We start from the raw sequence: 12192 nt of genomic DNA, 5'->3' as shown, positions 1-12192 counted from the left end.
CGGCCCGGTGATCTGGGAAGACCACTTCTACCCCGAGATCATCGACCCGGACACCGGCGAGGTGCTGCCCGACGGCGCGGAAGGCGAACTCGTGTTCACCACGCTCACCAAGGAAGCGCTGCCGGTGGTGCGCTACCGCACGCGCGACCTTACCCGCCTGCTGCCGCCCACGGCGCGCAGCATGCGCCGCATCGGCAAGATCGTCGGCCGCAGCGACGACATGCTGATCATCCGCGGCGTCAACGTGTTCCCGACGCAAATCGAGGAACTGATCCTGCAGAACGACAAGTTGAGCGGCCAGTACCAGCTGGTCGTCACGCGCAACGGCCACCTCGACCACATCACCGTGCGCTGCGAGGTGCGTCCCGACGCGGGCGCGTCCGGAACGGCCGACCGGCGCGAGATCGGCGAGTGGCTGCAGCACCGAATCAAGACGCTGGTGGGCGTGAGTGCCGAGGTGGACGTCGGCCTGCCCGATTCGATCGAACGCACCCTGGTCGGCAAGGCGCGCCGCGTGATTGACCAGCGGCCCAAGGGATAAGGAGCGAAGCATGTACACCCAAGCCATGGACACGATGGCCCGCGAGGCCAAGGGCCAGGTGCAGGCGGTCAAGTCGCCCGAGGAACAGGCCCGTGAAGCCGCCTTCGAGGCGCGCATCGACGCCGGCGAGTTCATCGAGGCCAAGGACTGGATGCCCGAGCACTACCGCAAGACGCTGGTGCGGCAGATCAGCCAGCATGCGCATTCCGAGATCGTCGGCATGCTGCCGGAGGGCAACTGGGTCACGCGCGCACCGACGCTCAAGCGCAAGGCGATCCTGCTGGCCAAGATCCAGGACGAAGGCGGCCACGGCCTGTATCTGTACGCCGCCGCCGAGACGCTGGGCGTGTCGCGCGACGAGCTGCTAGCCGCGCTGCACAGCGGCCGCGCCAAGTACAGCTCGATCTTCAACTACCCGACGCTGACCTGGGCCGACGTCGGCGTGATCGGGTGGCTGGTCGACGGCGCGGCGATCATGAACCAGGTGCCGCTGTGCCGCTGCTCCTACGGGCCGTACGCGCGGGCGATGGTGCGCATCTGCAAGGAAGAGTCCTTCCACCAGCGCCAGGGCTTCGACGCGCTGCACGTGATGATGAGCCAGGGCACGCCCGAGCAGCGCGAGATGGTGCAGGACGCCGTGAACCGCTGGTGGTGGCCGAGCCTGATGATGTTCGGCCCGCCCGATGCGGAGTCCACCCACAGCACGCAGTCGATGCGCTGGGGCATCAAGCGCATCAGCAACGACGACCTGCGCCAGAAGTTCGTCGATGCCACCGTGGAGCAGGCCAAGGTGCTGGGCGTGAGCCTGCCCGACCCCGACCTGAAGTGGAACGAGGCGCGCCAGTCGTACGACTATGGCGCGATCGACTGGAGCGAGTTCTGGAACGTGGTCAACGGCCATGGGCCGTGCAACCGCGAGCGCCTGGCCGACCGGGTGAAGGCCTGGGACGACGGCGCCTGGGTGCGCGAGGCGGCGATCGCCCACGAGCGCAAGAAGCAACTCCAAACGAAGGCGGCATGACATGAGTACCCAACGCAATGAATGGCCCCTGTGGGAAGTGTTCGTTCGCAGCAAGAGCGGCCTGGACCACAAGCACTGCGGCAGCCTGCACGCGAGCGATTCGGCGATGGCGATCCAGATGGCGCGCGACGTCTACACCCGCCGCCAGGAAGGCGCGAGCGTGTGGGTGGTGCGCTCCGACCAGATCGTCGCCAGCGACCCCGACACCAAGGACATGTTCTTCGAGCCGGCCGAGGACAAGGTGTATCGCCACCCGACCTTCTACAAGCTGCCGGCCGACGTGGACCACATGTGATGGACAGCCGCCTCGATTACGTCCTGCGCATCGCCGATGCGTGCCTGATCCACGGCCAGCGCCTCGGCGAGTGGTGCGGCCACGCGCCGGTGCTCGAGGAAGACATCGCGCTGACCAACGTGGCGCTCGACCACATCGGCCAGGCCCGGTCGCTGCTCACGCTCGCTGGCGAACTCGAAGGCCGCGGCCGCGACGAGGACGCTCTGGCCTTCCTGCGCGCTGAGCGCGAGTACCGCAACGTCACGATGCTGGAGCTGCCCAACGGCGACTTTGCGCGCACCGTGCTGCGGGCCTTCCTGTGGGCCAGCTTCATGAAGGTGCTGTGCCAGGCGCTGGCCACCAGTTCGAACGCACAGCTCGCCGCGATCGCCGCCAAGTCGCTCAAGGAGGTGCGCTACCACCAGCAGCACACCGGCGACTGGGTGGTGCGCCTGGGCGACGGCACCGAGGAATCGGCGCGGCGTATGGGCGAGGCGCTGGCGCTGCTGTGGCCTTACACCGCCGAGTGGTTCGCCGACGACGAGGTCGACCGCCAGGCGCAAGCCAGCGGCCTCGGCCCGGCCTGGAGCACGCTGCAGGAGGCCTGGCTGGCCGAGGTGCAGCCGGTGTTCGCCGAGGCGAACCTCGTGCCGCTGGCCGAGGCGCCGTTTCGCAGCACCGGCAAGCTCGGGCGCCACAGCGAACACATGGGCTTCCTGCTCGCCGAGATGCAGTCGCTGCCGCGCGCCTTCCCCGGAGCGACGTGGTGAACACCGCGCAGGCCTGGGCGACGCTCGCGCAGGTGCCCGACCCCGAGGTGCCCGTGCTCTCGGTGGTCGATCTGGGCATCGTGCGCGCGGTCGACGTGGCCGATGGCGACCAGGTGGCCGTCACGCTCACGCCCACCTACTCGGGCTGCCCGGCCACCGAAGTGATCCAGGAGGCCGTGGTGCAGGCGCTGAAGCGGGCCGGGGCGCGCGAAGTGACGGTCACCACCACGCTGGACCCGCCCTGGACCACCGACTGGATCTCGCCCGAGGCCGCCGAGAAGCTGCGCGCCTACGGCATCGCGCCGCCGCACCTGAGTGCCGGGCAGGCGCAGACGCTGCACTTCCATCCGAAGAACGTCGCCTGCCCGCGCTGCGGCAGCCTGAACACGCAGCGCCTGTCCGCCTTCGGCGCCACCGCCTGCAAGGCGCTGCACCGCTGCCTCGACTGTCTCGAGCCCTTCGAACACTTCAAACCGATCTGATGCCATGAGCCTGCAATTCCATGCCCTGCCGGTGAAGAGCGTCTCGCGCGATGCCGACGCGCTGGTGGTCGGCTTCGGCGTGCCCGAGGCGCTGCGCGAGGCCTTCGCCTTCGAGCCGGGGCAGTACCTCACCCTGCGTGCCGACGTGAACGGCGAGGACCTGCGCCGCTCCTACTCGATCTGCAGCACACCCGGCGACGCCGAGATGCGCGTGGGCATCCGGCTGCTGCCCGGCGGCCAGTTCTCCGGCTGGGCCGCCCAGCACCTCGCCGCGGGCCAGACGCTGCAGGTGATGCCGCCGCAGGGCCGCTTCACGCTGCGTGCCGAACCGGCCGCGCAGCGCCACCTGCTCTTCATCGCCGCCGGCAGCGGCATCACGCCGATGCTGTCGCTGATCCGCACGCTGCTGGCGCGCGAGCCGAAGACGCGCTGCACGCTGATCTACGGCAACCGCCGCGTGGCGACGATGATGTTCAAGGAGGAACTGGAAGACCTGAAGGATCGCTACCTGCGGCGCTTCACCCTGCTGCCGGTGTTCTCGCGCGAGGCGCAGGACGCGCCGCTGTTCAACGGCCGGCTCGACGCGGAGCGCGTCGGCGAGTTCCTGCGCACGCTGGTGCCGGCCGATGGCATCGACGAGGCCTTCGTCTGCGGGCCGGCGGGCATGCTCGACGGCGCCGTGGCGGCGCTCGAGAAGGCAGGCCTCTCGGCGCAGCGCATCCATGTCGAGCGCTTCGGCGACGTCAACGCCGCCACCGCCCACCACGTCGAGGAAGGCGACGCCGACCACGCCCGGGTGGCGCTGGTGATCGACGGGCTGACGCGCCAGGTCGAGTTCCGCCTCAGCGACCCGTCGATCCTCGACGCCGCGCGCCGCACCGGGCTGGACGTGCCCTATGCCTGCAAGGCCGGCGTGTGCTCCACCTGCAAGGGCAAGGTGCTCGAGGGCGCGGTGCGCATGGATCGCAACCTCGCGCTCACCGAGGCCGAGGTGGCGCAGGGCTTCGTGCTGTGCTGCCAGGCGCACCCGACGACGCCGTCGGTGACCATCACCCTCGACGAACGCTGACAGCCTGCCCATGGCCCGCGGCCGCTCCGCCGACTACGACCTCAACCGCGAGACCATCGTCCGCACCGCCACCCGGCTGTTCGCGCAGCAGGGCTACCCGGGCACGTCGATGAGCGATCTCGCCAAGGCCTGCGGCATCTCCAAGCCGCTGCTCTACCACTACGTGAGCGACAAGTACCAGCTGCTGCGCGAGATCACCGAAGGCCACGTGAGCCGGCTGGAGGCCATCATCGGCGAGGTCGAGGCGCTGAAGCTCGACGCGCCGGCGCGGCTGCGCGAGCTGATCCGCCGCTTCGTGCACGAGTACGCACAGGCGCGTCACGACCACGGCGTGCTCACGCAGGACGTGAAGTTCCTCGAGCCGCGCGACCGCAGCCGGGTGCTGAAGAAGGAGCGCGCCGTGGTGGCCGCCTTCGCCGCCACCATCGCCGCGGCACGCCCCGAGCTGGCACGTGCGGCGCTGGACAAGCCGCTGACCATGCTTCTGTTCGGCATGATCAACTGGATGTTCACCTGGCTGAAGCCCGGTGGCAGCCTCAGTCACGACGACATGGCGCCGATCGTGGCCGACCTCTTCCTCGGCGGGCTCGGCGCGGTGCGCCCGCCTGCTGGCATACCCGCGCTAGTAGAAGTCCGGGACTGATTCGTCGACCGATCAGTCGATAATTTCCGCCACCGTTCTCCAGGAGACACCCGATGAAACTGAAGCGACTGCTGCTCGCCGCCGCGCTCTCGATGATCGGCGCCACCGGCGCCGCCCAGGCCCAGATCAAGGTCGGCGTCACCGTCTCGGCCACCGGCCCGGCGGCCTCGCTGGGCATTCCCGAGAAGAACACCATCGACCTGATGCCCAAGACCATCGGCGGGCAGAAGATCGAGTACATCGTGCTCGACGACGGCTCCGACACCACCAAGGCGGTGGCCAACACGCGCAAGCTGATCACCGAGGACAAGGTCGACGTCGTGCTCGGCTCGACCATCACGCCGAACTCGCTGGCGATGATCGACGTGGTGGCCGAGAACCAGGTGCCGATGATCTCGATGGCCGCCTCGGCGCGCATCGTCGAGCCGGTCGACGCGAAGAAGCGCTGGGTGTTCAAGACGCCGCAGAACGACATCATGATGTCGCTGGCCATCGCCACCCACATGGCGGCCAACGGCGTGAAGACGGTCGGCTTCATCGGCTTTGCCGACGCCTACGGTGAAGGCTGGTACGGCGAGTTCAGCAAGGTCGCGCCGATCAAGGGCCTGCAGATCATCGCCAACGAGCGCTACGCCCGCACCGACACTGCCGTCACCGGCCAGGTGCTGAAGATCATGGCGGCCAAGCCCGACGCGGTGCTGATCGCCGGCTCCGGCACGCCGGCCGCGTTGCCGCAGAAGACGCTCAAGGAGCGTGGCTACACGGGCAAGTACTACCAGACCCACGGCGTGGCCAACAGCGACTTCCTGCGCGTGGGCGGCAAGGACGTCGAGGGCACCTTCTTGCCTGCCGGCCCGGTGCTGGTGGCCAACCAGTTGCCCGCCTCCAACCCGGTGCGCAAGTCGGCCCTGGCCTACGTCGCCGCCTACGAGGCCGCGCATGGCAAGGGCTCGGTCTCGACCTTCGGCGCCCATGCCTGGGATGCCGGGCTGCTGATGACCGCGGCCATCCCGAACGCGCTCAAGAAGGCCAAGCCCGGCACGCCCGAGTTCCGCGCCGCCTTGCGTGACGCGATCGAGCAGGTGAAGGACCTGCCGGGTGCCCACGGCATCTTCACGATGTCGCCGACCGACCACCTCGGCCTGGACCAGCGCGCCTACGTGATGGTCAAGATCGAGAACGGCGGCTGGAAGTATCAACCCTGAGCGGGACTGATTTCGACGCAGTGATCGTCGGCGCGGGAGCGGCCGGCCTCCACTGCGCCGCGATGGCCGGGCAGCTCGGCGCGCGCGTGCTGCTGCTCGACCATGCGGCCAAGGTGGCGGAGAAGATCCGCATCTCCGGCGGCGGGCGCTGCAATTTCACCAACCGCGACGCCACGCCGGCCAACTTCCTCTCCGAGAACCCGCATTTCTGCCGCTCGGCGCTGGCGCGCTACACGCCGGCGGACTTTCTCGCGCTGGTCGATCGCCACCGCATTCCCTGGCACGAGAAGCACAAGGGCCAGCTGTTCTGCGACCGCTCGGCCGAGGACATCATCGCGATGCTGCTGGCCGAATGCGCGGCCGGCGGCGTCGAGCGCCGCCAGCCCTGCACCGTGAAGGCCGTGCGCCGCGCCGGAGAGAGCTTCGAGCTGGACACCGACAGCGGCACCGTGCGCGCTGCCCGCCTGGTGGTCGCCACCGGCGGGCTCTCGATCCCGAAGATCGGCGCCAGCGACTTCGGCCTGCGACTGGCCACCCAGTTCGGCCACCGCGTCGTGCCGACGCGCCCCGGCCTGGTGCCCCTCACCTTCGACAGTGCCGACTGGGCGCCCTTCGTGCCGCTGGCCGGGGTCTCGCTGGAGGTCGGCATCGAGGCGGGCCGCGGCAAGGCGCGCGGGCGCTTCGTCGAAGACCTGCTCTTCACCCACCGCGGCCTGTCCGGCCCGGCGGTGCTGCAGGCCTCGAACTACTGGCGCGAAGGCGAGCCGCTTCGCCTGGACCTGGCGCAGGGCCACGACCTGGCCGACGAGCTTCTGGCGGCCAAGCAGGGTTCGCGCCGCCAGCTGGGCACCGAGTTGGCCGAGCGGCTGCCGCGCCGGCTGGCCGAAGCCTGGCTGGCGGCGCGACCCGGCTGGGCGGCCCGGCCGCTGGCCGAGATGAAGGACGCAGAACTGCGCGAGCTGGCCGGCCGAGTGCAGGCCTGGGAGATCACCCCCGACGGCAGCGAGGGCTACCGCAAGGCCGAGGTGATGCTTGGCGGCGTCGACACCCGCGAGCTGAACCAGCAGACCCTGGAAAGCCGCCTCGCGCCCGGCCTGCACTTCATCGGTGAGGTGGTCGACGTCACTGGCTGGCTCGGCGGTTACAACTTTCAGTGGGCCTGGGCCAGCGCCGCCGCCTGCGCCCGCGGCCTGGTGGCCGGCTTGCAGGGCTCTGGTTCCGGCATATAATCATCGTCTTTGCTGGCAAACCCGCGCCGCGATTGCCGCAGCCGCCCTGGATCGGAACTCCGGACCCTCCCGTCCACGGGCACGCAGCAACACCGAGCGCAACTCAACCCTAACCGTTCTACATGACTACGATTCGCGTCAAAGAAAACGAGCCGTTCGACGTGGCACTGCGCCGCTTCAAGCGCACGATCGAGAAACTCGGGCTGCTGACCGACCTGCGCGCCCGCGAGTTCTACGAGAAGCCCACCGCCGAGCGCAAGCGCAAGAAGGCCGCGGCCGTCAAGCGCCATTTCAAGCGCGTTCGCAGCATGCAGCTGCCCAAGAAGCTCTACTGAGCTTCCGGCCGCATCACCGAAGCCCGCAGCCTCTGCGGGCTTTGTCGCTTCTGGAGACGACGATGAGTCTGAAAGACCGCATCACCGAAGACATGAAGGCCGCCATGCGCGCTAAGGAAGCCGCCCGGCTGCTGACCATCCGCGGCCTGCTGGCGGCGATGAAGCAGCGGGAAGTCGACGAGCGCATCGAACTCGACGACGCCGCCATCGTCGGCATCGTCGACAAGCTGATCAAGCAGCGCAAGGACTCGATCGCTCAGTTCGCCGCCGCCGGCCGCACCGATCTGGTCGAGAAGGAAACCGCCGAGCTGCAGGTGCTCGAGGGCTACCTGCCCGCGCGGCTGTCAGCCGACGAGATCGCCGCGCAAGTCGCCGCGCTGGTCGCCGAGCTGGGCGCCAGCGGCCCGGGCGACATGGGCAAGGTGATGGGCGCCGCGAAGGCAAAGTTCGCCGGCAACGCCGACATGGGCCTGGTGTCCGCGGCGGTCAAGCAGGCCCTGACACGCTGAGGTGAGATCCGCATGATTCCGACCCGCCAACTGCTGCGCCAGATCGCGCCCGACGTCTGCGTCGCACCCCAGCTCGAGCCGCCGGCGATGGCCGAACTGGCTGCGATGGGCTTCAAGAGCGTCGTCAACAATCGCCCCGACTACGAGGAAGGCCCGAGCCAGCCCACCGACGCGCAGATGAAGGCCGCTGCCGAGGCCGCCGGCCTCGCCTACGCCTACCTGCCGGTGCAGCCGGCGTACCAGTCGCCGGAGCAGATCGCGCGCATGGCCGAGCTGCTGGCCTCGCTGCCGCGGCCGATGGTGGCCTTCTGCCGCAGCGGCACGCGCTCCGGCAAGCTCTACCAGGCGGCCATCTCGCGCTGAGCGCGGCGCGGCGCGCCCCCTGCCCCGCCCGCCATGCGCCCGCGCTCGACCTTCCTGCTGCTGGCGATCCTGCCGCTGCTGCTGACGCTGACGCTGATCGCGCTGGCGATGGTCCAGCAGCAGCAGGACCTCTCCCGCCGCGAGCGGCAGGTGATCGAGCAGGCCACCATGGCCGCCAAGGAGGCCGAGCTGCTCAACCTGGCCGGCATGGCCCGCAGCGCGCTGGCACCGCTGTACGACACGCGCCGGGACGACCCCGAAACCATCGCCGAGGCGCTGCGCCTGCTGGCGCAGCTGGACTACGGCATCGACGGCTACTTCTTCGTCTTCGACACCGGCGGCCGCAACCTGCAGCATCCGCGCCAGCCGGAACTGCAGGGCCAGGACCTCTGGGACCTGCGCGACACCCAGGGCGTGCCGGTGATCCGCGAGCTGATCGCCCGCGGCCACGAGGGCGGCGGTTTCGTGCGCTACCTCTGGGAGAAACCCTCCACCCGCGAGCTGACGCCCAAGCTGGCCTATGCGATCTCGATGCCGCGCTGGAACATGGTGATCGGCACCGGCGTCTATCTCGACGACATCCAGGTCACCCTGTCACAGCTGGACGCCCAGGTCGACGAAAACATCGCCGAGACGATGGGGTGGATCGCCGGCATCGCGGTGCTTGGCGTGGTGCTGATCGCCGGCAGCGGCCTGGCGCTGAACCTCAGCGACGCGCGCGTGGCCGACGGCAAGCTGCGCAACCTGGCGCGCCAGGTGGTGAAATCGCAGGAAGACGAGCGCGCGCACCTGTCGCGCGAGCTGCACGACAGCACCAGCCAGACGCTGGTGTCGATCAAGCTGCTGCTCGAATCCGCCGCCAGCCAGCTCGGCCGCGAGCACACGCCGGCGGCGCTGCACCGCGCCGTGCAGCGCCTCGGCGACGCGCTTCACGAGGTGCGCCGGATATCGCACCGACTGCGCCCCGCCGAACTCGACACCCTGGGCCTGCCGGCCGCGCTCGACGACCTGGCGGAGGAGTTCAACCAGCATGGCCGCTTGCGCGTGGCGCTGCAGCTGTGGGGCGATGCCCAGGCGCTGCCCGACGAGGTCAACACCGTGCTGTTCCGCGTCGTGCAGGAGTCGCTGACCAACATCGAGAAGCATGCCCGTGCCACGCGCGTGCAGGTGCGGCTGATCTTCCACGCCGCCGGGCTGCGCCTGCGCATCGTAGATGACGGCGTCGGCTTCGACGTGCCGGCGATTCGCGCCGACCCGCGCCGCGGCATCGGCATGCGCAACATGCGCGAGCGCGTCGAGTCGATCGGCGGCAGCTTCAGCATCGACTCGCGGCCCGGGCGCACCGCCGTTCTGGCCGACCTGCCCGGCGATGCGATCGAACGGCTGCGCACCCCGCAGCAGGCGGCCGCCTGATGAGCACGCGCATCCTGCTCGTCGACGACCACCCTCTGGTGCGCGAGGGCCTGCGCGCCCGGCTGGCGCAGACGCCGGGCATCGAGGTGGTCGGAGAGGCGGGCGACGCCGAGCAGGCCTTCGCCCGCGTGGCCATGCTGCAGCCCGACCTCGTGCTGATGGACGTGGGCATGAAGCAGGTCAACGGCATCGAGCTGACAGCGCGGCTGCGCGAGATGCACCCGGCGCTGCGCGTGCTGATGTTGAGCATGTACGACAACCCGGAGTACGTGCACCGCGCGCTTGCCGCTGGCGCGATGGGCTACGTCCTCAAGGAGGCGCCCTCGGAAGAGATCGTCGAGGCCATCGCCGCCGTGGCAGCGGGGCGCCAGTTCCTCGGTTCGGGCCTGGCGGCCACGTCGGGTCGGCCCGACAACGGCCGCCCGCTGCTGTCGGCCCGGGAATCCGAGATCCTGCGCTGCCTGGCCGACGGCATGGCCAGCAAGCAGGTGGCCGAAACGCTGGGCATGAGCGTGCGCACCGTCGAGACGCACCGGCAGAACATCCGCCGCAAGCTGGGCCTGGCGGGCCAGGCCGAGCTGATCAAGTACGCCGTCGAGCGCTGCCGCGGGCCTGCGTAGCCCAACCCTGCGTAGTACCACGTACCGGTTTCACCGGTTGCGCCAGGACCGCCGGCGAGGTCTGATCGGCACAATGCGGCGCAGACCGCGCCACCCTCGGAGATTCTCTTGAACGCCCTGCTTCCCCTCTCGGGCCTGATCGACCGCTTCAGCAATGGAATCGGGCTGCTCGTACGCTGGTTCGTGCTGGCCGCCGTGCTGATCAGCGCCATCAATGCCATCGTGCGCAAGGCCTTCAACATCAGCTCGAACGCCTTCCTCGAGGTGCAGTGGTACCTGTTCGCCGCCGTGTTCATGCTCGGCGCCGGCTATGCCTTCCTGCGCAACGTGCACGTGCGCATCGACTTCATCGCCAACAAGCTGTCGCGCCGCACCAATGCGGTGATCGACGCGCTGGGCATCGCGATCTTCCTGATCCCGCTGTGCCTGATCATGATCACGCTGAGCTGGCCGCTGTTCGTCACCGCCTGGGAGACCGGCGAGATGTCGCAGAACGCCGGCGGCCTGATCCGCTGGCCGGTCTACCTGCTGGTGCCGGTGGGCTTCGCCATCCTGCTGCTGCAGGGCATCTCCGAGCTGATCAAGCGGCTGGCCTTCCTGCAAGGGGCGATTCCCGAACCGTTCAGCGTGGAGCACCACAAGTCGGAAGAGGAGCAGCTCGCCGAGGAGCTCGCCGCCGAAGCCGAGCGCCACGAGCAGGAACAGCTCGCCCAGCGCAACAACAACGAAAAGAACGAGGCGCGCTGAGCCATGGTCGAGTTCATCACCCAGAACTTCGTCCCGCTGATGTTCGCGGGGCTGTTCGTGTTCCTGCTGTCGGGCATTCCTGTCGCCTTCGGCCTGGCCGCCACCGGCTTGCTGTTCGGCTTCATCGGCATGGAAGCGGGCCTGTTCGGCGCCAACCTGTTCCAGGCGCTGCCGCTGCGCGTGTTCGGCATCATGCAGAACGACACGCTGCTGGCCATTCCCTTCTTCACCTTCATGGGCATCGTGCTCGAGCGTTCCGGCATGGCCGAAGACCTGCTCGAGACCGTCGGCCAGGTGTTCGGCCCGCTTCGCGGCGGCCTGGCGGTGGCGGTGATCCTGGTCGGCGCGCTGCTGGCGGCGACCACCGGCGTGGTGGCCGCAGCGGTGATCAGCATGGGCCTGATCTCGCTGCCGATCATGCTGCGCTACGGCTACAACCGCACCATCGCCACCGGCACCATCACCGCCTCGGGAACGCTGGCGCAGGCCATCCCGCCCTCGCTGGTGCTGATCGTGCTGGCCGACCAGCTCGGCCGCTCGGTCGGCGACATGTATTCCGGCGCACTGATCCCGGGTTTGCTGCTGGTCGGCCTGTACCTCGTCTTCGTGGTGCTGGTGGCGATCGTCAAGCCGTCCTGGGTGCCGGCGCTGCCGCCCGAGGCGCGCATCTACCGCGAAGCCAACGGCTCCAGCGGCCATCTGTCGCTGCTGGCGCTGTTCGCGCTGTGCGGTGCGGCCGGCTGGGCCTGGTCGAAGGTGCACCAGTCGATCATCAACCCGCTGATCGACCGGCAGCTGCCCGCCCCCGGCGACGAGATCCTGATCATGTCGATGACGGTGGCCTCGCTTCTCGCCCTGGCGCTGGCGCTGCTCAACAAGGGCCTGAAGATCGGGCTGCTGTCGCGGCTGACCGAGCAGGTCACCTTCGTGCTGATCCCGCCGCTGGTGCTGATCTTCCTGGTGCTCGGCAC

At 69.2% G+C, this 12192-nt stretch carries 15 protein-coding genes and 1 pseudogene; all 16 read left to right on the top strand.

Annotated features, from left to right (window positions below; genetic code table 11):
• Positions 1-541: pseudogene (locus AB7U92_RS11030) on the top strand (phenylacetate--CoA ligase); the annotation flags it as partial.
• 10 nt (positions 542-551) lie between these two features.
• On the top strand, positions 552-1562 hold the full coding sequence (paaA, locus tag AB7U92_RS11025; protein ID WP_428576260.1) for a 1,2-phenylacetyl-CoA epoxidase subunit PaaA: 1011 nt from the start codon (positions 552-554) through the stop codon (positions 1560-1562).
• Between the two features lies 1 nt (position 1563).
• Positions 1564-1857, top strand: a complete 294-nt coding sequence (gene paaB / locus AB7U92_RS11020) for a 1,2-phenylacetyl-CoA epoxidase subunit PaaB (protein WP_428576258.1) — start codon at positions 1564-1566, stop codon at positions 1855-1857.
• The gene (gene paaC / locus AB7U92_RS11015) at positions 1857-2606 is read left to right on the top strand and encodes a 1,2-phenylacetyl-CoA epoxidase subunit PaaC (protein ID WP_428576257.1); all 750 of its coding nucleotides are present in this window, start codon (positions 1857-1859) and stop codon (positions 2604-2606) included. Before paaB ends, paaC begins: the two co-directional genes overlap by 1 nt.
• Positions 2603-3088 carry a 1,2-phenylacetyl-CoA epoxidase subunit PaaD gene (paaD, locus tag AB7U92_RS11010; RefSeq protein ID WP_428576255.1) on the top strand — a complete coding sequence of 162 codons (486 nt, stop codon included), beginning with the start codon at positions 2603-2605 and terminating at the stop codon, positions 3086-3088. The genes paaC and paaD overlap by 4 nt, the downstream gene beginning before the upstream one ends.
• Before the next feature lie 4 nt (positions 3089-3092).
• Positions 3093-4157, top strand: coding sequence for a 1,2-phenylacetyl-CoA epoxidase subunit PaaE (gene paaE, locus AB7U92_RS11005; protein WP_428576253.1), 1065 nt, complete (start codon positions 3093-3095; stop codon positions 4155-4157).
• Between the two features lie 10 nt (positions 4158-4167).
• Entirely contained in the window at positions 4168-4800 is a 633-nt protein-coding gene (locus AB7U92_RS11000; protein ID WP_428576251.1) for a TetR/AcrR family transcriptional regulator, read from the top strand.
• Positions 4801-4853: 53 nt separating this feature from the next.
• A complete protein-coding gene (locus tag AB7U92_RS10995) occupies positions 4854-6005 on the top strand; it encodes an ABC transporter substrate-binding protein (protein ID WP_428576250.1) in 1152 nt (383 codons plus the stop codon).
• On the top strand, positions 6002-7234 hold the full coding sequence (locus AB7U92_RS10990; protein WP_428576263.1) for an NAD(P)/FAD-dependent oxidoreductase: 1233 nt from the start codon (positions 6002-6004) through the stop codon (positions 7232-7234). Before AB7U92_RS10995 ends, AB7U92_RS10990 begins: the two co-directional genes overlap by 4 nt.
• A gap of 122 nt (positions 7235-7356) precedes the next feature.
• Positions 7357-7569 (top strand): 30S ribosomal protein S21, encoded by a 213-nt coding sequence (gene rpsU, locus AB7U92_RS10985; protein ID WP_054018851.1) that lies wholly within the window; start codon positions 7357-7359, stop codon positions 7567-7569.
• Positions 7570-7631: 62 nt separating this feature from the next.
• Positions 7632-8078 (top strand): GatB/YqeY domain-containing protein, encoded by a 447-nt coding sequence (locus AB7U92_RS10980; RefSeq protein ID WP_428576248.1) that lies wholly within the window; start codon positions 7632-7634, stop codon positions 8076-8078.
• Between the two features lie 12 nt (positions 8079-8090).
• A complete protein-coding gene (locus AB7U92_RS10975; RefSeq protein WP_428576247.1) occupies positions 8091-8441 on the top strand; it encodes a TIGR01244 family sulfur transferase in 351 nt (116 codons plus the stop codon).
• Between the two features lie 33 nt (positions 8442-8474).
• Positions 8475-9854 (top strand): cache domain-containing protein, encoded by a 1380-nt coding sequence (locus tag AB7U92_RS10970; RefSeq protein WP_428576245.1) that lies wholly within the window; start codon positions 8475-8477, stop codon positions 9852-9854.
• Positions 9854-10474, top strand: coding sequence for a response regulator transcription factor (locus tag AB7U92_RS10965; protein WP_428576244.1), 621 nt, complete (start codon positions 9854-9856; stop codon positions 10472-10474). The genes AB7U92_RS10970 and AB7U92_RS10965 overlap by 1 nt, the downstream gene beginning before the upstream one ends.
• A 108-nt stretch (positions 10475-10582) precedes the next feature.
• Complete coding sequence (locus tag AB7U92_RS10960; RefSeq protein ID WP_428576242.1) at positions 10583-11221, top strand: TRAP transporter small permease subunit; 639 nt, start codon at positions 10583-10585, stop codon at positions 11219-11221.
• A gap of 3 nt (positions 11222-11224) precedes the next feature.
• Positions 11225-12192: TRAP transporter large permease subunit (locus AB7U92_RS10955; protein WP_428576240.1), on the top strand; the 968-nt coding region annotated here is incomplete at its 3' end.

It is taken from the genome of Piscinibacter sp., assembly GCF_050175855.1.
Classification (GTDB): domain Bacteria; phylum Pseudomonadota; class Gammaproteobacteria; order Burkholderiales; family Burkholderiaceae_C; genus Piscinibacter.
Note: the sequence above shows the minus strand (reverse complement) of the source record. Positions and strands in the feature narration are given on the sequence as shown.

Excerpts from the sequence above, each read along its gene's own strand:
- paaA (WP_428576260.1), top strand. The coding sequence starts at position 552 with ATGTACACCCAAGCCATGGACACGATGGCCCGCGAGGCCAAGGGCCAG.
- paaB (WP_428576258.1), top strand. The coding sequence starts at position 1,564 with ATGAGTACCCAACGCAATGAATGGCCCCTGTGGGAAGTGTTCGTTCGC.
- paaC (WP_428576257.1), top strand. The coding sequence starts at position 1,857 with ATGGACAGCCGCCTCGATTACGTCCTGCGCATCGCCGATGCGTGCCTG.
- paaE (WP_428576253.1), top strand. The coding sequence starts at position 3,093 with ATGAGCCTGCAATTCCATGCCCTGCCGGTGAAGAGCGTCTCGCGCGAT.
- AB7U92_RS11000 (WP_428576251.1), top strand. The coding sequence starts at position 4,168 with ATGGCCCGCGGCCGCTCCGCCGACTACGACCTCAACCGCGAGACCATC.
- AB7U92_RS10995 (WP_428576250.1), top strand. The coding sequence starts at position 4,854 with ATGAAACTGAAGCGACTGCTGCTCGCCGCCGCGCTCTCGATGATCGGC.
- rpsU (WP_054018851.1), top strand. The coding sequence starts at position 7,357 with ATGACTACGATTCGCGTCAAAGAAAACGAGCCGTTCGACGTGGCACTG.
- AB7U92_RS10980 (WP_428576248.1), top strand. The coding sequence starts at position 7,632 with ATGAGTCTGAAAGACCGCATCACCGAAGACATGAAGGCCGCCATGCGC.
- AB7U92_RS10975 (WP_428576247.1), top strand. The coding sequence starts at position 8,091 with ATGATTCCGACCCGCCAACTGCTGCGCCAGATCGCGCCCGACGTCTGC.
- AB7U92_RS10970 (WP_428576245.1), top strand. The coding sequence starts at position 8,475 with ATGCGCCCGCGCTCGACCTTCCTGCTGCTGGCGATCCTGCCGCTGCTG.
- AB7U92_RS10965 (WP_428576244.1), top strand. The coding sequence starts at position 9,854 with ATGAGCACGCGCATCCTGCTCGTCGACGACCACCCTCTGGTGCGCGAG.